The sequence below is a fragment of the Mesorhizobium sp. BR1-1-15 genome, assembly GCF_020165475.1.
In the GTDB taxonomy this organism is placed as follows: Bacteria; Pseudomonadota; Alphaproteobacteria; order Rhizobiales; family Rhizobiaceae; genus Mesorhizobium.
Genome location: NZ_JAIUIF010000013.1, coordinates 126,111 through 149,054, shown reverse-complemented (window position 1 = coordinate 149,054; position 22,944 = coordinate 126,111). Strand labels below are relative to the sequence as shown.

Genomic DNA, 22,944 nt, shown 5'->3' with positions numbered 1-22,944 from the left:
TGTTTCCGCACCACGACAAGGCATCGTCTTTCGACAGTTTCAAAGACGAACACTCCTCACTCCCGCCGAGACCGATCGACGGAAAGGATTCAGGCTTTTTCGTGATCCCGGCTGGAGCTTACCCTATATTTCGCCGGCATCACGATCATGTTTGGAAACAAGCGTTAATCGTTGGGTCGAATGCCATCGATCCGGACCACGAATACTGTCGGGTGGTCGATGGGCTTGATGCGCAGGCCAGCTGTGGCTGAGGCAGTCAGGAGTGCGTCGAGGTGGCTAAGGCGAATAGGCTCTGCGGCGGAAACCAAGACTTCCCCACCCAGGCACAGGACGAGGGTCGCTCTGCTTTCAATCCCGATTTCCAAAGGGTTCGACATTACGAGGCGTTCGACGGAATGCCTCATGCGGCCACGCCGGGTCATCACGTTGAGATCGGTGATCGGACCGGCGATCAGTTCGGCACTGGTCGGCCGGTCGGCTGGAAAGGAAAACGGCGCTGAAGCGGCGGTCAGGCACGCCGGCGGCTCGCCGGCGACATCAAGAATGATCCCCTCGCCTTCCAATACCGACAGGGTGCGGTCAATGCCGGCAAAGCTGGAGAACGGCCCGCTGCCTTCGACGCGGGCCATCGAGACACGCCAATCGAAGGTGTCGAGCCCGGCATCGGCCGGCGAGACGGCGATTTCCGTCGTCACGCCGCCGCCGTTCTTCCACGGCATCGATTTGTATTCGGCTGCCCGCAGGACGCGCATCGGTCGGCCTACTATCCCAGAATGCCGGGCAAATTGAGCTGATGCTCCCTGGCGCAATCGATGGCGATGTCGTAGCCGGCGTCGGCGTGCCTCATGACGCCGGTCGCCGGATCATTCCACAGCACCCGCTCCAGGCGCCTGGCTGCCTCAGGCGTGCCGTCCGCGACGATGACCATGCCTGCATGCTGGGAAAAGCCCATGCCGACACCGCCGCCATGGTGCAGCGACACCCAGGTAGCGCCCGATGCCGTGTTGAGCAGAGCGTTGAGCAGCGGCCAGTCGGAAACAGCATCCGAGCCGTCCTTCATCGCCTCTGTCTCGCGGTTCGGCGAGGCGACCGAGCCGGAATCGAGATGGTCGCGGCCGATGACGACAGGCGCCTTGAGTTCGCCTTTGGCGACCATCTCGTTGAAGGCGAGGCCCAGCCGGTGGCGGTCGCCGAGGCCGACCCAGCAGATGCGCGCCGGCAAGCCCTGGAAGGCGATGCGCTCGCGCGCCATGTCCAGCCAGTTGTGCAAATGGGTGTTGCCGGGCGTCAGTTCGCGCACCTTGGCGTCGGTCTTGTAGATGTCCTGCGGATCGCCGGAAAGGGCCGCCCAGCGGAAGGGGCCGATGCCGCGGCAGAACAGCGGCCGGATATAGGCCGGCACGAAGCCTGGGAAGGCAAAGGCGTTCTCGAAGCCTTCTTCCTTGGCGACCTGGCGGATGTTGTTGCCGTAGTCGAGCGTCGGCACGCCGGCGTTCCAGAAGGCCACCATCGCCTCGACATGCTCGCGCATCGAGGCGCGGGCGGCTTTCTCGACTGCTTTCGGGTCGGACGTGCGCTTCTCGCGCCACTCGGCCAGCGTCCAGCCCTTGGGCAGATAGCCGTTCAACGGATCGTGCGCCGAAGTCTGGTCGGTGACCATATCGGGGCGCACGCCGCGCCGCACCAGCTCGGGCACGATATCGGCGGTGTTGCCGACCAGGCCGACCGACTTCGCCTCGCCTGCCCTGGTCCAGCGCGCGATCTTCTCCAGCGCCTCGTCAAGCGTATCGGCACGCTCGTCGACATAGCGGGTGCGCAGCCGGAAATCGATGCGGTCGGGATCGCATTCGACGGCCAGGCAGCAGGCGCCGGCCATGACGGCCGCGAGAGGCTGGGCGCCCCCCATGCCGCCGAGGCCGCCAGTCAGGATCCATTTGCCCCTGAGATCGCCGCCATAGTGCTGGCGTCCGGCTTCGACGAAGGTCTCGTAGGTGCCCTGCACGATGCCTTGCGTGCCGATATAGATCCACGAGCCGGCCGTCATCTGGCCGTACATCATCAGGCCTTTCCTATCGAGCTCGTTGAATTTCTCCCAGGTCGCCCAATGCGGCACCAAATTGGAGTTGGCGATCAAAACGCGCGGCGCGTCCGGATGGGTGCGGAAGACGCCGACCGGCTTGCCGGACTGCACCAGCAGCGTCTCGTCCTCGCCAAGCGTCTTCAGCGAAGCGGCGATGCGGTCGAAATCGTTCCAGGTGCGCGCCGCCCGGCCGATGCCGCCATAGACCACCAGTTCGTTGGGATTTTCGGCGACATCGGGATCGAGATTGTTCATCAGCATGCGCAGCGGCGCTTCGGTCGTCCAATACCTGGCATTGAGCTTGTCGCCGCGGGGGCTGCGCACTTCGCGGATGTTGTGGCGAGGATCGGTCATGTCGTCACTTCCCTTTCAGATGAGTGCGGCGAGGCGTCAGCTCTCGACCCACGAAATCGCGGTCTCGAGGATGGATCTCAGCGTGGCGCGGATCGGCGCGGCGAAGGCGGCGTCGTAAGGCACCGGCCAGTTGTCGGGCGCGCCCTTGCCTTCGGGCTCTCGCATGTAGCCGCGGTTGGACAGTTCCATCTGCAGCGCATGGACGCCGTTTTGCGGCTGGCCGAAATGGCGCGTGATCCACCCGCCCTTGAAGCGGCCATTGACCACGAAGGTCTCGCCGGTCTCGGCCAGGATCCCGGCGACCTTTTCCTGCAGCGCCGGATCCGTGCTCTTGCCGTCATTGGTGCCGAGATTGAAGACCGGCAGCGTGCCATCGAACAGGCGCGGCAGCACAGAGCGGATCGAGTGGCAGTCATAGAGGACGATTTTGCCATGCAATCCGCGCAGCCGGTCGATCTCGGCCTGGAGCGCGGCATGATAGGGCATGAAGAATTTTCGGCGGCGCTCGTCGATTTCCGACGGCCCCGGTTCCTCGCCTGTACGGTAGAGCGGATCGCCGTCGAAGGTTTCGGTCGGGCACAGCCCGGTCGTCGCCTGACCAGGGTAGAGCGAGGCGCCTGACGGATCGCGATTGACGTCGATGACGGTGCGCGAGATGGCGGTGTGCACGACGGTGGCGCCAAGACCTGCGGCGAAATCATAGAGCTTGTCGATCCACCAGTCGCAGTCGCGCTGGCCAAGCCAGCTCGAGACCAGCCGGTTGTCGAGACCGGCGAGATCGATGCCGGTGTGCGGCATGGAAACCAGCAGCGGCGCGGTGCCTTGTTTTACCGTCAGCCAAGGAGGTGTCATGCGAGGCCTCCGCAGGTTGGAGCTCTACGGCTGGGATGAGAAGGAACGCAACCTACCATGCCAAGCATTCTCATGAGGCAATTCCCGGCAGCGCCACCGCGCTCGCCGCCTTCACCGCTGCACCGCTGCGCACCATGGCGATGGCTTTCTCCATGTCGGGATGGAAATGCCGGTCGTTGTCGAGATGCGGCACCTCCGCCCTGACCAATTTGCGCACCGCTTCGAGTGCGGTGCTGGAAGCGAGCGGCGCGTGGAAATCGCAGCCCTGGGTCGCGGCCAGCAACTCGATGCCGATGACGGCCGTGGCGTTCTCGACCATGCCGATCAGCCGGCGCGCACCGTGCGCCGCCATCGAAACGTGATCCTCCTGGTTGGCCGAGGTCGGTATCGAATCGACGCTTGCTGGATAGGCCTTCTGCTTGTTTTCGGAAACCAGCGCTGCCGCCGTCACCTGCGGGATCATAAAACCGGAATTCAGGCCCGGCTTCGGCGTCAAAAAGGCCGGCATGCCCGACAGCGCCGGGTCGACCAGCATGGCAATGCGACGCTCCGACAGCGAGCCGATCTCGCAGACGGCGAGTGCGATCATGTCGGCGGCGAAAGCCACCGGTTCGGCATGGAAATTGCCGCCCGACAAGGCCGTGTCGTCCTCGGCGAAGATCAAGGGATTGTCGGTGACGCCATTGGCTTCCGTGCCGAGCGTGTCGGCCGCCTTGCGCAACACGTCGAGGGCCGCCCCCATCACCTGCGGCTGGCAGCGCAGGCAATAGGGATCCTGTACGCGTTCGTCGCCGACGCGGTGCGATTCGCGGATGGCGCTGCCGGCTATCAGATTGCGCAGCGCATCCGCCGTCTCGATCTGGCCGCGATGCCTTCTCAAGAGATGGATGCGCGGATCGAAGGGGGCGTCCGAGCCCCTCGCTGCGTCGGTGGACAATGCACCCGCGACCAGTGCCGACTGGTAGAGAACCTCGGCCTCGAACAGGGCCGCCAGCGCGTAGGCGGTCGAGAATTGCGTGCCGTTAAGCAGCGCCAGCCCTTCCTTGGCGCCAAGGATGACAGGCTCCAGCCCATGCGACACGAAGGCGACCTTGGCCGGGAAGCGGCCATGCGGGGTGAAGCATTCGCCGACGCCGATCATCACGGCCGTCATGTGTGACAGCGGCGCGAGGTCGCCGGAGGCGCCGACCGAACCTTGCGCCGGCACCACCGGGATGACATCGTTGGCCAGCATCGCTTCCAGCAGCTCGATGGTGCGCGACCGCACGCCGGAGGCGCCCTGCGCCAGGCTGGCAAGCTTCAAGGCCATCATAAGCCTGCAAACAGCGACCGGCATCGGCTCGCCGACGCCGGCGGCGTGCGAGAGCACGATGTTACGCTGAAGCGTTTCGAGATCCTGGGCAGGAATGCGGACGCTGGCCAGTTTGCCGAAACCGGTGTTGATGCCATAGACCGGCTCGCCCTTGGCGACGATGCGTGCGACAGCCTCCGCACTCGCCTTGATCTTTGGCCGGCAGGCATCGTCGAGCCTGGGCACGGCGCCGCGATAGATGGCGCGCCAGTCGGCCAGGGTCACGTTGCCGGGTTTCAGTACGAGTTCGGTCATTGTCCTCTCCAGATGCGCGCGTGCAAGGGGTTGAAGCCCATGCGGTAGACGAGTTCGGCAGGGCGCTCGATGCTCCAGATCGCTAGATCGGCGGATTTCCCCGCCTCCAGCGTGCCGGTCTGTCCGAGCAGACCCAGTGCGCGGGCGGCTTCGCGGGTCACGCCCGCGAGGCATTCATCGACCGTCATGCCAAATAAGGTCGCCGCCATGTTCATGGTCAGGAGCAACGACGTCAGCGGCGAGGTGCCGGGGTTGTTGTCGGTGGCGACGGCCATCTTGACGTCATGCCTGCGGAATAATTCGATCGGAGGTTTCTTCGTCTCGCGAATAAAATAGTAAGCGCCGGGCAGGATCGTCGCCACGCTGCCCGATGCAGCCATTGCCGCCGCGCCTGCCTCATCGGTATATTCGAGATGGTCGGCCGACAGCGCGCCATAGCGCGCGGCGAGTTCGGCGCCATGCAGGTTCGACAATTGGTCGGCATGGAGCTTTACCGGCAGGCCAAGCGCCTTTGCGGCTTCGAAGACCCGTGCCATCTGCTCGACCGAAAACGCGATGCCTTCGCAGAAACCATCGACGGCGTCGGCAAGCCCGTCGGCAGCGATGGCCGGCAGGATCGTGGCGGTGATGAGATCGATGAAGGCGTCCTTGTCGCCCTTGGCTTCCGGCGGCAAGGCATGGGCGCCGAGAAAGGTCGTGCGGATCGTCACCGGGCGCTCGGCGCCCAAACGGCGCGCCGCGCGCAGCGACTTTTTCTCGTTTTCCAGGTCAAGGCCATAGCCGGACTTGACCTCGACGGTGGTAGCGCCCTCCGCGATCAGCGCATCGAGACGGGGCAGTGTCTGAGCGACCAGTTCGTCCTCGCCCGCGCCACGCAAAGCCCTGACCGACGAGACGATGCCGCCGCCGGCCCTGGCGACCTCCTCATAGGTGGCGCCGGCCAGCCGCATCTCGAACTCGTTGGCGCGGTCGCCGGCATGGACGAGATGGGTGTGGCAGTCGATCAGGCCGGGCGTGATCCAGCGGCCCTCGCAATCGACGATCTCGGCACGCTGCTCGAACGCCGCCGGAATATCGGCTTCGGCGCCGGCATAGACGATGGTGCCGTCACGCGCGGCGACGGCGCCCTTTTCGACGACGCCCTGCCCTGCTGCCCCTTCGGCAAAAGTCGCCAGGCGCGCATTGCGCCATATGCGAACCGCCGCCGCCCGGCCCCTGCTTTCTCCAGCCATCATATTTTCCCTTTGAAAGGATGGCGGTTATGTATATACATATTAAAAAGCACCGCAAGTGCTATTGTCATCATAAGCCAGGATTCGGAGAACAACGTGACGGCGATCTTTGCGGAACAGGCGCTTCTGCCGGAAGGCTGGCGAAGCAATGTGCGCATCGCCCTGGGCGGAGGCCGCGTTGCGGCAATCGACGCCGGGGTTGCGCCGAACACCGGCGACGAACGCCACGCCATCGTCCTGCCGGGCATGCCCAACCTGCATAGCCACGCGTTCCAGCGCGGCATGGCCGGACTTGCCGAGTTGCGCGGCCCGTCGGCCGACAGTTTCTGGAGTTGGCGCGAGGTGATGTACCGTTTCGCGCTGTCGATGACGCCCGACCAGGTCGAGGCGGTCGCCGCCCAGCTCTATGTCGAGATGCTGGAGGCCGGCTTTTCGCGTGTGGGCGAATTTCATTATCTGCATCACGACCGCGACGGAAAGCCCTACGCCAACATTGCCGAAATGGCCGAGCGCATCGCGGCCGCCGCCGCAGAAACCGGCATAGGCTTGACGCTGCTGCCGGTCTTCTATGCACACTCTTCTTTCGGCGGCGCGGCTCCCAACGAAGGTCAGCGCAGATTTCTCAATGATGTTAACCGGTTCTCACGCCTGGTTGAGAAAAGTCGCGAATGTGTTCGCGCCTTGAATCAAGCGGTCATCGGCGTCGCCCCCCATAGTTTGCGTGCCGCGACGGTCGAGGAGTTGCGACAAGTCGCTGCGATGGCGCCGGACGGACCGATCCACATCCACGTCGCGGAACAAGTGAAGGAGGTCGAGGACTGCATTGCCTGGTCGGGCGCGCGTCCGGTCGAGTTTCTGCTTGGCCATGCCAATGTCGACCGGCGCTGGTGCCTGATCCATGCCACCCATATGACCGATGCCGAGACCATGGCGATGGCAAAAAGCGGCGCGATCGCTGGGCTGTGCCCGATCACCGAAGCCAATCTCGGCGATGGCATTTTTGCGGCGCCGCTGTTCGCGCAACATGGCGGCCGCTTCGGCGTCGGCTCCGATTCCAACGTGCTGATCGGGCTGCCGGACGAACTTCGGCAACTCGAATATTCGCAGCGTCTTGCCCACCGCGCCCGCAACGTGCTGGCGGTCGCCGGCGGCTCGACCGGCCGCGCGCTGTTCGACGCAGCGCTTGACGGCGGCAGCGTCGCCCTTGGCGCCGGCGCCTCGCGGATCGCCATTGGCGCATCCGCCGACCTCGTATCGCTCGACCACAGCCAGGCTTCGCTTGCCGGCAAGACCGGAGACACGATCCTCGACGCCTGGATCTTCGCCAACGGCACCAAGGTCGATTGCGTCTGGGTGCACGGCCAAAAGCAAGTCAGCGGCGGCAGGCACGCCAGGCGCGACGCCATCGCGGCGCGTTTCCGCAATGTCATGACCGCGCTTTCGGCAGGCTGATCAGGGACAGCCCATGAGCATGGTGGCGACAGCGGAGACGGAGGGCGGCGAGACGGTGTCGCTGCATCAGCGCATCCTGTCGGACATAAGCGAGAAAATCCTGTCCGGCGCCTGGGCGCCGGGGCATCGCATCCCGTTCGAGCACGAGCTGACGGCCGAATATGATTGCTCGCGCATGACGGTGAACAAGGCGCTGTCGCAGCTTGCCAAGTCAGGACTGATCGAACGCCGCCGGCGCTCAGGCAGCTTCGTGCGTCAGCCGCAATCGCAAGCGGCGGTACTGGAAATCCACGACATCAGGATCGAGGTCGAAGCGCTCGGGCTGCCCTATCGCTATGAGCGGCTGGCGCGCCTGAAGCGGCGCAGCAGCGCGCAAGACCGGTCGCTGCTCGGGCTTTCCGCCTCGGGTTCGGTGCTATCGCTGGAATGCCTGCATTTCGCCGGAGAACGGCCGTTCGCGCTCGAAGAGCGGCTGATCAATCTCTCCGCCGTCAAGGAAGCCGGCGAGGAAGAGTTCCTGGATATTGCGCCGGGCCCGTGGCTGATCGGCCGTGTGCCGTGGAGCGAGGCCGAGCATCGCATTCGTGCTGTTGCCGCCGACGAGCGTGTTGCCGATGCCCTCGACATCGGCCTTGGTGCGGCCTGTCTTGTGGTCGAGCGCCGAACATGGAGCGCCGAGCACCCGGTCACCCATGTGCGCTTCACCTATGCAGCCGAGAGCCACACGTTGGTGGCAAGATTCACGCCGTCACACGGATAGCATCTCTTCCCTTCTCCCCTTTTTGCCTTCGCAAGGAAGGGGAGAAGGGAAGCGCAGCGCCTCAGATCGCCGCGGTGATAATGATCTCGACCAGATATTCCGGACCGGCGAGCTTGGCTTCGCCGGTGGCGCGAGCGGGCGTGTGGCCCTGGGGCACCCACTTGTCCCATTCCGAGTTCATCTCGGCGAAGGTGCCCATGTCGGCCAGCCAGATGATCGCCTGGACGATCTTGGTCTTGTCGGTGCCGGCCTTGGCCAGCAATTCGTCGATCGTCGCCAGAATATCGCGGGTCTGCGAGGCGACATTGCCGCCCGGCTCTCCGACCTGGCCGGCCAGATAGACGGTATTGCCGTGAATGACGATCTGGCTCATGCGCGGGCCAACATCGATGCGACGAATGCTCATGGGAGTTTCCTTCCTTTGTGGTCGCGCCTCTTTAAAGTTGGCACCGGCTTCGGGCAAGGCCGAGCGTTCCAAATCCCCTTGGACCAGCGGCGCCGGAGAGTCACGGCAAGTTGAGCCGGCAGCCACAATTCCGCTCGATTGGCTTGTTGACTAATGTAATAACATCACATATCCAATCGGCGCTGCCCGGCAGCCGCACTACCGCCCCACGGACCGTCAAATGACCGAAACCTGCCTGACATTCCGTGACCTGACGCTTGGCTATAACAGCCATCCGGCGATCCATCATCTGGACGGCATCATACGCAAAGGCTCGCTGACCGCCGTCGTTGGCGCCAATGGTTCGGGCAAGTCGACGTTGATGAAGGGTATCGTTGGCGTGCTGAAGCCGATGGCCGGCGCTGTGACGCGGGCGCCTGGCGTGCGCGCCGCCTATCTGCCGCAGCAGTCGGAACTCGACCGCAGCTTTCCGGCCCGGGTCGTCGATCTGGTCTCGCTCGGCCTGTGGCCGAAACGCGGGCTGCTCGGCCGCCATACCAAGGAGGATCGCCAATCCGTCAGCGAGGCGTTGATGGCGGTCGGCCTTGGCGGCTTCGAGACCCGCCCGATCGACACGCTGTCGGGCGGCCAGTTGCAGCGCACCTTGTTTGCCCGCGTGCTGTTGCAGGATGCGGATCTCATCCTGCTCGACGAGCCGTTCAACGCCGTCGATGCAAAGACGATGGGCGATCTTATTGCGCTGATCAAGCGCTGGCATGGCGAGGAACGTACAATCATGGTCGTCGTCCACGACCTCGACCTTGTCCGGCAGAATTTTCCCGAAACGCTGCTGCTGGCCCGCCAGCCTGTCGCCTGGGGCGAGACGAAGGAGACGCTGCGGCCTGAGAATCTCCTGCGGGCCAGGCGCTTCCATGAAGCGTGGGAAGAGAACGCGCCATGGTGCGAGCCGGGCGGACCCGATCATGACCATGACGGACATGATCACAATCATGATGAGCCTGCCCATGCACAGGATCGTCACCACCATCATGGCGCCGGACCAAGGGCTGCATGATGAACGTCCTCTACGAACTCTTCATCGCGCCTTTCGCCGATTTCGCCTTCATGCAGCGGGCGCTGTTCGGCTCGCTGATGCTGTCGCTCGGCGCCTGTCCGGTCGGCGTGTTCCTGATGTTGCGGCGCATGAGCCTCTCGGGCGACGCCATGGCGCACGCGATCCTGCCGGGCGCCGCCGCCGGCTTCCTGCTTTACGGGCTGGAAATCCTGCCGATGACCATTGGCGGCCTGATCGCCGGCATCGTCGTTGCACTCGGCGCGGGCGCCGTCTCGCGATTCACCATCCAGCGCGAAGACGCCTCGATGGCCGCCTTCTACCTGATTTCGCTCGCCGTCGGCGTGCTGATGGTTTCGGTCCGTGGCTCCAGCGTCGACCTCATGCATGTGCTGTTCGGTACGGTGCTGGCGCTCAACGATGAAGCGCTGACGCTGATCGGCGGCATCGTGCTGGTGACGCTTGCCAGTCTCGCCGTCTTCTGGCGGGCCTTGGTCGCCGAATGCCTCGACCCGCTGTTCCTGCGCTCGGTCAGCCGGTGGGGCAGTCCGGTGCATTTCATTTTCCTCGGCCTCGTCGTGCTCAACCTCGTTGGCGGCTTCCAGGCGCTGGGCACGCTTCTGTCGGTCGGACTGATGATGCTGCCGGCCGCCGCGGCCCGTTTCTGGACCGTGCGCGTCGAACCGATGTGCGTGCTGGCCGTGCTGATCGGCTTTGCCTCCTGCATCGCCGGACTGCTTCTGTCCTACCACGCCTCGCTGCCCTCAGGCCCGGCGATCATCCTGTCGGCAGGCGTCGTCTATTTCGCCTCGATCCTGTTCGGCACACGCGGCGCGCTGCGCGCCCGCATCATCCATCACCGTCATCGGACGGCCTGATCCACCCCAGCCTCCAAGGAGACCGCCCATGTTGAAATCGATCCGCGCCGCCCTTACGATGAGCGTTATAACATTAACTGCTCTCGACGCGTCGTCGGCCTTTGCGGCGCCCTTGAAAGTGGTCGCAAGTTTTACCGTCATTGCTGATTTCGCCAGGAATGTTGGCGGCGACCGCGTCAACATCACCACCATCGTGGGACCCGACGGCGATGCGCATGTCTACGAGCCGAGCCCGGCTGATGCGGTCGCCATGGCGGGCGCCGATCTGGTGCTGGTCAACGGCCTGCATTTCGAGGGCTTTCTACAGCGGCTGGTCGATGCCAGCGCCACTAAGGCCTCGATCGTCACCCTGACCAAGGGCGTGGCGGCGATCGACTTCAAACCGGAATTCGCCGATGCGGACGCGGCGGAGGGCGCGGGTACCGGCGGCGGCAAGACGGTCACCGACCCACATGCCTTCCAGTCGATCGCCAACGCCAAGATCTATGTGAAGAACATTGCCGAAGCGTTCTGCGCGGCCGACAATGATGGCTGCGTCAGCTACCAGACCAACGCCGCGGCTTACACAAAGAAGCTCGACGCGCTCGAAAGCGAGGTGAAGGCGGCGATCCAGTCCATCCCCGAGGCAAAACGCGTTGTCATCACCTCGCATGACGCGTTCGGCTATTTCGAGCACGAATACGGCCTGACCTTCCTAGCGCCGGAGGGCGTCTCGACGGATTCCGAACCGTCGGCCGCCGACGTCGCCAAGCTGGTCGAGCAGGTCAAGCAGGACAAAGCGGCGGCGATCTTCGTCGAGAACATCACCAATCCGCGCCTGATCGAGCAGATCGCCAGCGAGACCGGCATCAAGGTCGGCGGCACGCTCTATTCCGACGCGCTGTCGCAGCCCGAAGGCCCGGCCTCGACCTATGTCGACATGATGCACAACAACATCACGCAGATCAAAGGCGCGATCCTCGGCAGTTGAGCCGCTCCGACCCAACCGGGCCCTCGCGGCCCGGTTGGATTTTCCGGTCAGCACTCGCTATTTGGCAGAGAAATCCCTCGGCGTGGATTGCCGGCCGTGCCGGGGAGTGGCAAGACTGCCCAACCAGATTGCGAGGACACCACAATGGAATACCGCGAGATCAGCGAGGACTATTCGGTCTCGGGCCAGATCCAGCCCGAGGACGTCGCCGCCATCAAGGCAGCCGGCTTCAAGAGCGTGATCTGCAACCGGCCGGACGACGAGCAGCCCGGCCAGCCTTCGGCCGACACGCTCAAGGCCGCAGTCGAGGCTGCCGGGCTTGCCTTCCGCTACATCCCCGTCATCAGCGGCCAGATCACGGCGGAGAATGTCGAGGACCAGGGACAAGCGCTCGACGAGCTGGAAGGCCCGGTGTTCGCCTACTGCCGTTCCGGCGCCCGCTGCACCAATCTCTATGGGCTGATTCAGCAGTCGAAGGGTTAGATTGGCAGCGCGCCCGTCTCCTTGAGCGTCTCGAGCACAATCGCCGTCTTGACGTGCTGCACAGATTCGTGGGGCAAGAGCACGCCATTGACGAACTCCGACAATGATTTCAGGTCGGGCGTAACCACCTTCAGGATATAATCCATTTCGCCGGTCAGCGCGTGCGCCTCCTGCACTTCGGGCAGCCGCGCCACCAGTTCGCCGAAGCGCCGCGCATTGTCGCGGTTGTGAGTGGCCAAGGTCACCGAGATGACGTTGACCAGCGAAAAGCCCAGCCGGTCGCGGTCAAGCACGGCGCGATAGCCCTTGATATAGCCGTCCTCCTCAAGCCGCTGGCGGCGGCGCGAGCATTGCGAGGCCGAGAGGTTCACCCGCTCCGAAAGGTCGTTGTTGGTGAGCCGTGCGTCACACTGCAACAGCGCCAATATCTTGCGATCAAACTGATCAAGACGCGTATCATTCATGATACTTCCAAAAACCATGCACATTTCATGCATCAGATAAACATTTCAAGCGTTTGAATGCAAGCACCGTGCGACCTGCCCGCGCTATGATGAGTTGAGATGGCCCATCCAGGCCAAGCCAGCTTCCGGAGGATTATCATGGGTCCCTTCCCGCACGACGCCCCGCCCGCCAAGATCAGCAAGACCAACCCTGCCGGCACCGACGGTTTCGAGTTCGTCGAATTCGCGCATCCGGAGCCGCGGAAGCTGGCCGAGTTGTTCACCCGCATGGGCTACGTAGCCGTGGCCAGGCATCGCACCAAGGACATCACCGTCTGGCGGCAAGGCGACATCAACTATGTCGTCAACGCCGAGCCCAGCTCGCATGCGATGAAGTTCGTCGACAAGCATGGCCCATGCGCCTCCTCGATGGCGTGGCGGGTCGTGGACGCCAAGCATGCCTTCGAACACGCGGTATCGAAAGGAGCCACGCCTTACGAAGGCGCCGACAAGACGCTTGACGTGCCGGCGATCGTTGGCATCGGCGGCTCGCTGCTCTACTTCATCGAAACCTATGGCGAGAGGGGTTCGGCCTATGATGCCGAATTCGAATGGCTGGGCAAACGCGACCCCAGGCCGGAAGGCGTCGGCTTCTATTTCCTCGACCACCTCACGCATAATGTCTACCGCGGCAACATGGACAAATGGTGGGGTTTCTACCGCGACCTGTTTGGCTTCAAGCAGATCCATTTCTTCGACATCGACGGCAAGATCACCGGGCTGGTCAGCCGGGCGATCACCTCGCCCTGCGGCAAGATCCGCATTCCGCTCAACGAGTCCAAGGACGACACCAGCCAGATCGCCGAATATCTGAAGAAGTACAATGGCGAGGGCATCCAGCACATAGCGGTGGGCACCGACGCGATCTACGAGGCCACCGACAAGCTTGCCGCCAATGGGCTGAAATTCATGCCCGGCCCGCCGGAGACCTATTACGAGATGTCGCATGCACGCGTGAACGGCCATGACGAGCCGATCGAGCGCATGAAGAAGCATGGCATTTTGATCGACGGTGAAGGCGTGGTCGACGGCGGCACGACGAAGATCCTCTTGCAGATCTTCTCCAAGACCGTGATCGGACCGATCTTCTTCGAATTCATCCAGCGCAAAGGCGACGAAGGCTTTGGCGAAGGCAATTTCCGCGCACTGTTCGAATCGATCGAGCAGGACCAGATCAAGCGCGGCGTGATCAAGGTGCAGGCCGCGGAGTAGATCGACCCCGACCAGGCGGCTTGCGGTTCGATAAATTATGACCTAAATTATGGTCACAAAGGATCGAGCCATGAATGTTTCCATCGCCGAGGCCAAGGCCAAATTGTCGGAACTCGTCAGCCGCGCGGAAGCCGGTGAAGAGATTGTACTCACGCGCCACGGCAAGGTGGCTGCGCGTATCGTGCCTCCGGCAGCGGCGGAACCCTTGCCGCGTATCGGCGCGTTGAAAGGCAAGATCTGGATTGCGGACGATTTTGACGAACTCGGCCCCGAATGGGACGAGTACGTCAAATGATGATCGGCCCGTTTCTCGCCGATACACATATCATCCTTTGGTCGATTTCGGACGATCGACGTCTCAGCAAGCACTACCGCGCCATCCTGGCTTCGGAAGCGGTGGTGTTCGCCAGCGCGGCAAGCGTCTGGGAAATTGCCATCAAGCGCTCAATCAGAAAACTCGATGCGCCGGATGATCTGCCAACACTGCTTCCAAGGATGCAATTTCAGCCGCTCGCCGTCACCTTCCAGCATGCGAACGCTGTCGGTGGCCTACCCCACCACCATGGCGATCCATTCGACAGACTACTGATTGCGCAGGCGCAAATGGACAAACTAACCATCATGACATCCGACCCGCATTTCGCCCGCTACGACGTCGCCCTGACATAAGCAGTGGTCTCACAAACCCAGCCGTCCAACCTCCTCCTGCCTCAGCTTCAAATCATAATCGAGCAGGAACTCGTCGAGTTGCGGCGGCGCGACCGACGTGCCGGACAGCATCGCGTGCACCTGGCCGCGATGGTGGATGTCATGCAGGAAAACATGGGCGAGGATATCGCCGATCTTTTCCGGGATCATGCCGTCTCCACGCCGGTCAGTGATGACATGGCGGTCGAGGTCGGCTTCCAACAAGGCATCGCAGAAGGTGATCAGCCTGCGGTCGAACTTGATCTGGGCCACTGACAAATCGGCTGCGTTATCGAACGGCACGAAATCATCGTACACCGCGGCGCCGATACCGCCCTGCTCCAGAAAATCGAGATAGAGAAGATCGACCGCAAGGATGTGGTTGAGCGTCGCCCTTATCGACGGGAAGAAGCTGATGCGATTGGCTTCGAATTCACCAGGCCCCAGCATAAGCACGGCGCGGTAGAGCCGGTCGTTCGACCAGCGGTTGTTGCGGGCCATTCGGCGCAGATGATCAAGCAGGTTCATCCTTCAACTTCTTGCGCTCTCACCCTTCATATTTCTCGACCGTCTGCTCGATGGCGCCGAAGATCGAATGCCCGGCCTTGTCCTTCATCTCTATGCGCACCGTGTCGCCGAAACGCAGAAACGGCGTCTTCGGCTCGCCGCTCTCGATGGTCTCGATCATGCGCAGTTCAGCGATGCAGGAATAGCCAGCGCCGCCGGCCGAGACAGGTTTGCCAGGCTCACCGCCGAGCTTGTTGGAGACGGTGCCGGAGCCGATGATGGTGCCGGCCGCCAGCGGCCGTGTTTTCGCCGCGTGCACGATGAGCGCAGGGAAATCGAACGTCATGTCGACGCCGGCATTCGCCCGGCCGAAAGGTTTGCCGTTGAGGTCGGCAAGCAGCGGCAGGCTGACCTTGCCGCCGTCCCAGGCCTCGCCCAACTCGTCCGGCGTCACCGCGACCGGCGAGAAGGCCGAGGACGGCTTGGATTGAAAGAAGCCGAACCCCTTGGCGAGTTCCGGTCCGGTGATCGCACGCAGCGTCACGTCGTTGACCAGCATCACCAGGCGAATCGCCTCCCGCGCTTTTTCGAGGCTGGCGCCCATCGGCACATCATCGACAACGACCGCGACTTCCGCCTCCATGTCGATGCCAGAGGCCTCGTCGGCCATGCGGATCGGGTCTCGCGGCGGGATGAAGCTGTCGGAGCCGCCCTGATAGATCAGCGGGTCGGTCCAGAAGCTCGCCGGCATCTCGGCCCCGCGCGCCTTCCGCACCAGCTCGACATGGTTCACATAGGCCGAACCGTCAGCCCATTGATAGGCGCGCGGCAGCGGCGAATGGGCATTATGTTCGTGAAAGCGCGCCGACGGCACCGCATTGCTCTCGAGCGACTCCGCCATTGCGGCCAGATGCGGCGAAATCCGCCGCCAATCGTCGAGCGCCGCCTGCAGCGTCGGCACCAGGAAGGAGGCATCGGTGAAGCGTGTAAGATCGCGCGAGACGACGACGAGCTTTCCGTCGCGCGTCCCGTTCTTCAATGTGGCAAGCTTCATGCGGTTTCCTCTCCTGACGCGGCCTTGCGCCGCTTGGCCCACAACAAGGCTGTTATGGGCAATCGTCAAGCCGCCGGCTCAACTTTCCTGAAGGCAGTTTTCCGGCGGCAGCGATCCTTCAGGACCAATCGCCCTCGGGCGTGCCATTGAAGCGCTTCTTCAGATCGGCCCAGCAGTCGATGTAATTGTCCTGCCTGGTGTCGAGTTCGGCAGCGTAGCGGGTCAGCATCTGCGAGAACCGGGTCTCGAACATGAAGGCCATGGTGTTGTCGAGCTTGACCGGTTTCAGATCCGCGCGCGAGGCCTTTTCGAAGCCAGGTGCATCCGGGCCATGGGCCAGCATCAGATTGTGCAGACTGATGCCGCCGGGAACGAACCCTTCTTCCTTGGCGTCGTACTGGCCGTGAATCAGCCCCATGAACTCGCTCATGATGTTGCGGTGATACCAGGGCGGGCGGAACGTATCCTCCGCCACCAGCCAGCGCGGCGGAAAGATGACGAAATCGATGTTGGCGGTGCCCTCCTCGCCGCTCGGCGCCGTCAGCACCGTGAAAATCGACGGATCGGGGTGGTCAAAGAGGATCGCACCAACCGGCGAAAACGCCGCCAGATCATATTTATAGGGTGCATAGTTGCCGTGCCACGCCACCACATCGAGGGGCGAATGGCCGATTTCCGTGACATGAAAATGTCCGCACCATTTGACGATCAGCCGACAGGGCGTCTCCTTCTCCTCAAACCAGGCGCAGGGCGTCTTGAAATCGCGCGGATTGGCCAGGCAGTTGGCGCCGATCGGGCCGCGGTCGGGCATCGTCAGCTTGGCGCCGTAGTTCTCGCAGACATAGCCGCGCACTTCGGCATCGACCAGTTCGACCTTGAACACGAGGCCGCGCGGCAGGACCGCGATCTCGCCGGGCCTGAGCTCGATGACCCCCATCTCGGTGACGAAGCGCAAGGCGCCTACCTGCGGCACCACCAGCAACTCGCCGTCGGCGTTGAAGAAATGGTCGTCGACCATCGACCCGTTGGCGACATAGACATGCGCCGCCATGCCGGTCTGCCCAAGCACGTCGCCGGCGGTGGTGATCGAGCGCATGCCGGCGATGAAGTCGGTCGGCTCCTTCGGCATCGGCACCGGGCTCCAGCGATACTGGCCGAGCGCCAGCTCATGATCGCCGACATTGGGCGCACTTTTCCAGAAGGGATAGCTCACCGACTTGAAGCGCCCGGTATGTCTGACGCTCGGCCTGATGCGGTAAAGCCAGGAGCGCTCATTGGTGCCGCGCGGCGCGGTGAAGGGCGAACCGGAGAGCTGCTCGGCATAGAGGCCGTAGGCCGGCCGCTGCGGTGAATTACGCCCCTGCGGCAGCGAACCCGGCAGGCTTTCGGTTTCGAAATCGTTACCGAAACCCGGCATGTAGGAAAAGGCCATCGCTTCCTCCTCGCGAATGCTTGACCAAATTGGTTTCATTTGTAACCATCCAAAATGTAACTATCAATGCCGTGCGCGGGCATTTCTCGATGGCTGGTCATGGAATCCGAAATCCTGGAACTCGAAAGCTTTCTGCCCTACCGGCTGTATCGGCTGGCCGATGCGCTGAGCCGCGAATTCTCTCGGATCTACAAGGAGCGTCACGGCCTCACACGGCCGGAATGGCGTACGCTTTCGGGGCTTGGCCAGCGCGGCACAATGACCGCGACGGAACTCGGCGCGCAGTCGGCGATGCACAAGACAAAGGTTTCGCGTGCCGTGGCGGAGCTTGAGCGTCGCCGCTGGCTCATCCGAACCACTGACGAGAACGATCGCCGCGTCGAGCACCTGGCGCTGACCAGAGCCGGACTTGCGGCCTATAGCGAGATGGTGCCACTGGCGAAGGCTTTCGAACGGGAACTGCTGGCCCAGCTGAGCGCCGACCAGCAAGCCTCCATCGTCAAAGGCGTTGCGTCATTGGAAAGCGTGTTGGGTCTGAGATAGCGGCTATCGGCAGATAGAATATGAGACGGTGGCTCGACGCGACAGCGCCTTGAAGCAGAGACTGTCTGGCGGTCATTTTCGATCGCTGCTTGCTCGGTGGCGGATTTTCAGCGCTGTATGTCAGCCAGTGATCATCGACGGGCGAATTGGGGGGAAGGATGAAGTCGCTGCTCGCGAGGCCGGTGGCCGTGGTCGTCTTGCTGTTTGCCAGAGTCATCACCGCTGTGCGGCCGTTTTGGCATGAAGGCAGATTGCCTCGGCGTCGCTCGATCTTCTTTGCCAATCATTCCAGCCATGGCGATTTCATCCTGATCTGGGCTGTTCTGCCGCCGCGCCTGCGTCGGCGGGTGCGTCCCGTAGCGGGTGCCGACTACTGGCTGAAATCAAAAGTCCGAGCCTTCATCGGCCGCGACGTTTTCAATGCCGTCCTGATCGAGCGCAATCGCAATGGACGCACGATGGATCCCGTCGAGAGCATGGGGGAGGCGATGAGAGAAGGCTCTTCGCTCATTCTCTTCCCGGAAGGCACGCGCAACCAATCCGACGCGTCCTTGCAGCCATTCAAGTCCGGGCTGTTCCATTTGGCGGCATCGCACCCGGATTTCGAGTTGGTGCCGGTATGGATCGCCAATCTCAACCGGGTGATGCCGAAAGGGGAATTCGTGCCTATCCCGCTGATCTGCACGGTGACGTTCGGCGAGGCAATGCACCTGGCTGACGGCGAGAGCAAGGAGATGTTCCTCGAGCGGGCACGTGGGGCGCTGCTGGCGCTGGCACCGAAAAAGGCAGCGGAATGAGCTCAACCCAATTCGATATGATGGTTCTCGTGCTCGGCGTCTGCGGGATCCTGCTCGTGGCCTCTTTCGTGGGGCATATCCTGGAGCGACGGCTGTCGCCGGAAGGCTCCAACCCAGCCATCGAGAACCTCAACGCCCGTATCAATGCCTGGTGGGTAATGGCGATCCTCATCGCCATAGCATTCATCGCCGGGCGGATCGGCGTCCTGCTTCTCTTCGGCTTCTGTTCCTTCGCGGCACTTCGCGAATTCGTGACGCTGACCAATACCCGGCGTGCCGACCACTGGGCGCTGGCCACGGCGTTTTTCGTCGTGCTGCCGGTACAGTATGTGCTGCTCTGGATCGAGGACTACGAGATCTTTTCTGTTTTCATCCCGGTCTACGCCTTCCTGTTGATGCCCATCATCTCGGCCATACGGGGCGACACCCAGCACTTCCTCGTTCGAATTGCCGAGGTGCAATGGGCGCTGATGATCTGCGTTTTCTGCGCCTCCCACGTCCCGGCTCTTCTGACGTTGCATATTCCCGGCTACGAGGGCCGCAATGTGCTTCTGATAGCCTTTCTTGTCATCGTCGTGCAATTGAGCGACGTACTGCAATATATCTGGGGAAAGGCGATCGGGCATACGAAGATCGCACCAAAGCTTTCGCCGTCCAAGACGCTTGAAGGTTTCCTCGGAGGCGTTGCAAGCGCCAGCCTCATCGGCGCTGGCCTGTGGTGGATCACGCCATTCTCTCCGCTTCAGGCGGGCGCGATGGCCTTCCTGATCACGCTGATGGGTTTTTTCGGCGGCCTTGTGATGTCCGCCATCAAACGTGACCGCGGCGTGAAGGATTGGGGCCATCTGATCGACGGCCATGGCGGCCTGATAGATCGGCTGGATTCGGTGGTTTTCTCCGCTCCGATCTTCTTCCATCTCACTCGTTATTTCTGGTCACCGGGATGAGGCAGTGATGAACACGGGCGATCGCAGACCACTTGCAAGCCGCGACACGCGCTGGGCACAAGCGACGGCCAGACGTCTCGCCGCACTCTCCGTGACCCCCAACCAGATTTCGCAGGCCAGTATCCTCGCCGGCGCGCTGGCAGGCACGGCTTTCTGGCTTGGCGGGCAGAGCGGCGGCACTTCTCGTTTGCTGCTGTTGCTGGGCGCGGCGCTGTTTTGCCAACTGCGGCTGCTGTGCAATCTGTTCGATGGCATGGTCGCCGTCGAGGGCGGCAAGGCGTCGGCCGACGGGCCGTTCTGGAACGAGTTCCCGGACAGGCTCGCCGATATCTCCATCATGGCCGGCATAGGTTACGGCATCGGCATGCCTGGCCTTGGCTGGGCAGCGGCCTGTTTTTCGGTTCTCACCGCCTATGTGCGGGAATTGGGGCGGGCCAACGAGACGCCGAGCGATTTCACCGGACCGATGGCCAAGCCACATCGCATGGCAGTCGCAACCGTCGCGGCACTGCTATCTACCGGAGAATTCCTTTGGAATGGCCACAACGAAGTCTTGACGCTTGCGCTCGCCGCCATTGCCATCGGCGCCGCCGCAACTGCGTTGCAGCGCGCATGGCGACAGGTGCAATGGCTGAAAACCAGGCGACCCTAGCATCGCCTGCCTGGAAGCCTTAGACTCCCGGCGCATCGATTACCAGTCCATCACCACCTTGCCCGAACTGCCGCTGCGCATCGCGTCGAATCCAACCTGGAAATCATCGATGCCGATGCGGTGCGTGATCAGGCCTGAGACGTCGAGCGGGCCCTGGACCAGCGCGATCATCTTGTACCAGGTCTCGAACATCTCGCGGCCATAGATGCCCTTGAGATGCAGCATCTTGAAGATGACCTTGTTCCAGTCGATCTCGAACCCGGTCGGCGCAATGCCCAGGATGGCGATCTTGCCGCCATTGTTCATGGTGTCGATCATGTCGCGGAAGGCGGGGGCTGCCCCCGACATTTCCAGGCCGACATCAAAACCCTCCGTCATGCCGAGCGCCGGCATCACGTCGCGCAGTTTTTCCTTGGAGGCGTCGACGACGTGCTGGACGCCAAGCTTGCGCGCAAGATCCAGCCGAACCGGATTGATATCGGTGATAACGACCTTCCTGGCGCCGACGCATTGCGCCACCAGCGCGCCCATGATGCCGATCGGTCCGGCGCCGGTGACCAGCACGTCCTCGCCGACCAGATCGAATGACAATGCGGTGTGAACCGCATTGCCCAGGGGATCGAAGATCGCGGCGATCTCGTCCGGCACATCGTCGGGGATCGGCACGACATTGTGCTGTGGGATCGCCAGGTACTCGCCGAAGGCGCCCGGGCGATTGACGCCGACGCCGAGCGTGTTGCGGCACAGATGCCCCCTGCCCGCGCGGCAGTTGCGGCAATGTCCGCAGACGATGTGGCCTTCGCCCGACACGCGTTGGCCGACCTTGTATTCGGTGACCGCGGCGCCGAAATCCGCGACGGTGCCGACGAATTCATGGCCGGTCACCATCGGCACGGGCACCGTCTTCTGCGCCCACTGGTCCCAATTGTAGATGTGGACGTCGGTGCCGCAAATCGCGGTCTTCTTCACCTTGATCAGGACGTCGTTGGGGCCGATTTCCGGCACCGGCACCTCTTCCATCCAGATGCCCGGCTCGGCCTTGGCCTTCACCAGCGCCTTCATCATGTTCGACATTCTTTTGTCCCTTGAATCTCTTGATCCGGAAGCGGTTTGCGGCGCCGGTCGCTCAGGAAATCACACCTAGTTCCTTGCCAACCGCACCGAAAGCCTCGACCGCCCGATCAATGTCGGCGCTGGAATGCGCAGCCGACATCTGCGTGCGGATGCGCGCCTGGCCCTTGGGCACCACCGGGAAGGAGAAGCCGATGACATAGATGCCGCGTTGCAGCATGCGCGCCGCCATCTCCTGCGCCAAGCTGGCATCGCCCAGCATGACCGGGATGATCGGATGGCCGGCGCCTGCCAGCGTGAAGCCGAGCTTCCCCATCTGTGTCCGAAACCGTTCCGCATTGGCATATAGGCGCTCGCGCAGGGCATCGCCATTGCGGATCATGTCGAACACTCTGATCGAGGCGCCGGCGATCGCCGGCATCAGCGTGTTGGAAAACAGATAGGGCCGCGAGCGCTGGCGCAGCCAGTCGACCACCTGTTTCTTGCCGGACGTGTAGCCGCCGGAAGCGCCGCCCAGCGCCTTGCCGAGCGTACCGGTGATGATGTCGACCCTGCCCTCGACGCCGCAATGCTCAGCCGAGCCGCGGCCGTTCCTGCCGACGAAGCCGACCGCGTGACTGTCGTCGACCATGACCATGGCATCGTATTTTTCGGCCAGATCGCACACACCCGCGAGATTGGCGATGATGCCATCCATCGAGAACACGCCGTCGGTGGCGATCAGCCGGAACCGGCAATCCTTCGCCTCCTTCAGCCGCGCCTCGAGATCCGCCATATCGTTGTTGGCGTAGCGGAAGCGCTTGGTCTTGGACAGCCTGACCCCGTCGATGATGGAAGCGTGGTTCAGCGCATCGGAGATGATCGCGTCCTCCTCGCCCAGAAGCGTCTCGAACAGTCCACCATTGGCATCGAAGCAGGAGCCGTAGAGGACGGTGTCGTCCATCCCGAGGAAGGACGATATCGTCGCTTCCAACTGCTTGTGCTCCTCCTGCGTGCCGCAGATGAAACGCACCGAAGCCATGCCGTAGCCGTAGCGGTCGAGCGCGTGCTTTGCCGCCTCGCGCAGGTCGGGGCTGTCGGCGAGGCCGAGATAGTTGTTGGCGCAGAAATTCAGCACCTTCTCGCCGCCGACCTCGATCTCAGCCGACTGCGTGGAGGAAATTACCCGCTCGGACTTGTACAGTCCGGCCGATCTGAGCCCCTCAAGTTCGCCGTCGATATGGGAGAGAAATGCTGCGGTCATGATCGTGCCTCGTTTGACGTGGGCCGACTGTCGTCCCGCACGCACAAAAAATCCACCGCAAAAGCGACCGGATCAGGTGGCTGGGTAATGTCGAACGGATGCCGCAGGCATGGCTCGAGGGACGATCCGGATCACATGGGCCGGCGAATGTTCAAATGCGGACCGGCCGCGA

At 62.9% G+C, this 22,944-nt stretch carries 25 protein-coding genes; 13 read left to right on the top strand and 12 right to left on the bottom strand.

Annotation, left to right across the window (positions count from 1 at the left end; genetic code table 11):
• Nucleotides 1-164 precede the first annotated feature (164 nt).
• The 5 genes from LB541_RS21470 to hutI form a co-directional block, all read right to left on the bottom strand.
• A complete protein-coding gene (locus LB541_RS21470; RefSeq protein WP_140521727.1) occupies nucleotides 165-752 on the bottom strand; it encodes a HutD family protein in 588 nt (195 codons plus the stop codon).
• Nucleotides 753-763: 11 nt separating this feature from the next.
• Nucleotides 764-2,434: a urocanate hydratase gene (hutU, locus tag LB541_RS21465; RefSeq protein ID WP_140521725.1), complete on the bottom strand. Its 1,671-nt coding sequence runs from the start codon at nucleotides 2,432-2,434 to the stop codon at nucleotides 764-766.
• Nucleotides 2,435-2,470: 36 nt separating this feature from the next.
• A complete protein-coding gene (gene hutG / locus LB541_RS21460; protein WP_224619540.1) occupies nucleotides 2,471-3,286 on the bottom strand; it encodes an N-formylglutamate deformylase in 816 nt (271 codons plus the stop codon).
• Between the two features lie 70 nt (nucleotides 3,287-3,356).
• The gene (hutH, locus tag LB541_RS21455) at nucleotides 3,357-4,892 is read right to left on the bottom strand and encodes a histidine ammonia-lyase (RefSeq protein ID WP_224619539.1); all 1,536 of its coding nucleotides are present in this window, start codon (nucleotides 4,890-4,892) and stop codon (nucleotides 3,357-3,359) included.
• Complete coding sequence (hutI, locus tag LB541_RS21450; protein ID WP_224619537.1) at nucleotides 4,889-6,124, bottom strand: imidazolonepropionase; 1,236 nt, start codon at nucleotides 6,122-6,124, stop codon at nucleotides 4,889-4,891. The genes hutH and hutI overlap by 4 nt, the downstream gene beginning before the upstream one ends.
• A 96-nt stretch (nucleotides 6,125-6,220) precedes the next feature.
• Here hutI and LB541_RS21445 point away from each other — a divergent pair, with 96 nt between their 5' ends.
• Together LB541_RS21445 and hutC are read left to right on the top strand one after the other, a co-directional pair.
• The gene (locus LB541_RS21445) at nucleotides 6,221-7,576 is read left to right on the top strand and encodes a formimidoylglutamate deiminase (protein WP_224619535.1); all 1,356 of its coding nucleotides are present in this window, start codon (nucleotides 6,221-6,223) and stop codon (nucleotides 7,574-7,576) included.
• A 13-nt stretch (nucleotides 7,577-7,589) separates the two neighbouring features.
• Nucleotides 7,590-8,336: a histidine utilization repressor gene (gene hutC, locus LB541_RS21440; RefSeq protein ID WP_224619533.1), complete on the top strand. Its 747-nt coding sequence runs from the start codon at nucleotides 7,590-7,592 to the stop codon at nucleotides 8,334-8,336.
• A gap of 61 nt (nucleotides 8,337-8,397) precedes the next feature.
• Here hutC and LB541_RS21435 read toward each other — a convergent pair whose 3' ends face one another.
• On the bottom strand, nucleotides 8,398-8,742 hold the full coding sequence (locus tag LB541_RS21435; protein WP_056562755.1) for a RidA family protein: 345 nt from the start codon (nucleotides 8,740-8,742) through the stop codon (nucleotides 8,398-8,400).
• A 220-nt stretch (nucleotides 8,743-8,962) separates the two neighbouring features.
• Between LB541_RS21435 and aztA the strand changes: the two genes are divergently transcribed.
• The 4 genes from aztA to LB541_RS21415 all read left to right on the top strand — a co-directional run bounded on the left by aztA (nucleotide 8,963) and on the right by LB541_RS21415 (nucleotide 12,124).
• Nucleotides 8,963-9,796: a zinc ABC transporter ATP-binding protein AztA gene (gene aztA / locus LB541_RS21430; protein WP_140494152.1), complete on the top strand. Its 834-nt coding sequence runs from the start codon at nucleotides 8,963-8,965 to the stop codon at nucleotides 9,794-9,796.
• Complete coding sequence (aztB, locus tag LB541_RS21425) at nucleotides 9,796-10,671, top strand: zinc ABC transporter permease AztB (protein ID WP_224619552.1); 876 nt, start codon at nucleotides 9,796-9,798, stop codon at nucleotides 10,669-10,671. The genes aztA and aztB overlap by 1 nt, the downstream gene beginning before the upstream one ends.
• 28 nt (nucleotides 10,672-10,699) lie before the next feature.
• On the top strand, nucleotides 10,700-11,641 hold the full coding sequence (gene aztC, locus LB541_RS21420; RefSeq protein WP_140494154.1) for a zinc ABC transporter substrate-binding protein AztC: 942 nt from the start codon (nucleotides 10,700-10,702) through the stop codon (nucleotides 11,639-11,641).
• A 144-nt stretch (nucleotides 11,642-11,785) separates the two neighbouring features.
• Nucleotides 11,786-12,124 carry a TIGR01244 family sulfur transferase gene (locus LB541_RS21415; protein WP_140494156.1) on the top strand — a complete coding sequence of 113 codons (339 nt, stop codon included), beginning with the start codon at nucleotides 11,786-11,788 and terminating at the stop codon, nucleotides 12,122-12,124.
• Here the strand turns inward: LB541_RS21415 and LB541_RS21410 are convergent.
• Entirely contained in the window at nucleotides 12,121-12,588 is a 468-nt protein-coding gene (locus LB541_RS21410) for an Lrp/AsnC family transcriptional regulator (RefSeq protein WP_140494158.1), read from the bottom strand. The genes LB541_RS21415 and LB541_RS21410 overlap by 4 nt on opposite strands.
• 138 nt (nucleotides 12,589-12,726) lie before the next feature.
• Here LB541_RS21410 and hppD point away from each other — a divergent pair, with 138 nt between their 5' ends.
• From hppD to LB541_RS21395, 3 genes are all read left to right on the top strand, one after another.
• A complete protein-coding gene (gene hppD, locus LB541_RS21405; protein WP_140761668.1) occupies nucleotides 12,727-13,839 on the top strand; it encodes a 4-hydroxyphenylpyruvate dioxygenase in 1,113 nt (370 codons plus the stop codon).
• 70 nt (nucleotides 13,840-13,909) lie between these two features.
• Complete coding sequence (locus LB541_RS21400; RefSeq protein WP_023813589.1) at nucleotides 13,910-14,134, top strand: type II toxin-antitoxin system Phd/YefM family antitoxin; 225 nt, start codon at nucleotides 13,910-13,912, stop codon at nucleotides 14,132-14,134.
• Complete coding sequence (locus tag LB541_RS21395; RefSeq protein WP_224619530.1) at nucleotides 14,131-14,508, top strand: type II toxin-antitoxin system VapC family toxin; 378 nt, start codon at nucleotides 14,131-14,133, stop codon at nucleotides 14,506-14,508. Before LB541_RS21400 ends, LB541_RS21395 begins: the two co-directional genes overlap by 4 nt.
• Before the next feature lie 9 nt (nucleotides 14,509-14,517).
• On the opposite strand, the gene LB541_RS21390 is transcribed toward LB541_RS21395, so the two are convergent.
• The 3 genes from LB541_RS21390 to hmgA form a co-directional block, all read right to left on the bottom strand.
• Entirely contained in the window at nucleotides 14,518-15,054 is a 537-nt protein-coding gene (locus LB541_RS21390; RefSeq protein WP_140494164.1) for a DinB family protein, read from the bottom strand.
• 19 nt (nucleotides 15,055-15,073) lie between these two features.
• Nucleotides 15,074-16,087: a fumarylacetoacetate hydrolase family protein gene (locus LB541_RS21385; RefSeq protein ID WP_140521711.1), complete on the bottom strand. Its 1,014-nt coding sequence runs from the start codon at nucleotides 16,085-16,087 to the stop codon at nucleotides 15,074-15,076.
• 118 nt (nucleotides 16,088-16,205) lie between these two features.
• A complete protein-coding gene (hmgA, locus tag LB541_RS21380; RefSeq protein ID WP_224619529.1) occupies nucleotides 16,206-17,519 on the bottom strand; it encodes a homogentisate 1,2-dioxygenase in 1,314 nt (437 codons plus the stop codon).
• A 99-nt stretch (nucleotides 17,520-17,618) separates the two neighbouring features.
• On the opposite strand from hmgA, the gene LB541_RS21375 reads away from it, so the two are divergent.
• The 4 genes from LB541_RS21375 (at nucleotide 17,619) to LB541_RS21360 (ending at nucleotide 20,458) form a co-directional block, all read left to right on the top strand.
• Nucleotides 17,619-18,062 (top strand): MarR family winged helix-turn-helix transcriptional regulator, encoded by a 444-nt coding sequence (locus LB541_RS21375; RefSeq protein ID WP_224619528.1) that lies wholly within the window; start codon nucleotides 17,619-17,621, stop codon nucleotides 18,060-18,062.
• A gap of 158 nt (nucleotides 18,063-18,220) precedes the next feature.
• Complete coding sequence (locus LB541_RS21370; RefSeq protein ID WP_140515597.1) at nucleotides 18,221-18,859, top strand: lysophospholipid acyltransferase family protein; 639 nt, start codon at nucleotides 18,221-18,223, stop codon at nucleotides 18,857-18,859.
• On the top strand, nucleotides 18,856-19,806 hold the full coding sequence (locus tag LB541_RS21365) for a phosphatidate cytidylyltransferase (protein WP_140624624.1): 951 nt from the start codon (nucleotides 18,856-18,858) through the stop codon (nucleotides 19,804-19,806). The genes LB541_RS21370 and LB541_RS21365 overlap by 4 nt, the downstream gene beginning before the upstream one ends.
• Nucleotides 19,807-19,810: 4 nt before the next feature.
• Nucleotides 19,811-20,458, top strand: a complete 648-nt coding sequence (locus LB541_RS21360) for a CDP-alcohol phosphatidyltransferase family protein (RefSeq protein WP_224619527.1) — start codon at nucleotides 19,811-19,813, stop codon at nucleotides 20,456-20,458.
• Between the two features lie 39 nt (nucleotides 20,459-20,497).
• Here LB541_RS21360 and tdh read toward each other — a convergent pair whose 3' ends face one another.
• Nucleotides 20,498-21,532 (bottom strand): L-threonine 3-dehydrogenase, encoded by a 1,035-nt coding sequence (tdh, locus tag LB541_RS21355; protein WP_140549151.1) that lies wholly within the window; start codon nucleotides 21,530-21,532, stop codon nucleotides 20,498-20,500.
• Nucleotides 21,533-21,584: 52 nt separating this feature from the next.
• A complete protein-coding gene (locus LB541_RS21350; RefSeq protein WP_140565147.1) occupies nucleotides 21,585-22,772 on the bottom strand; it encodes a glycine C-acetyltransferase in 1,188 nt (395 codons plus the stop codon).
• Nucleotides 22,773-22,944 lie beyond the last annotated feature (172 nt).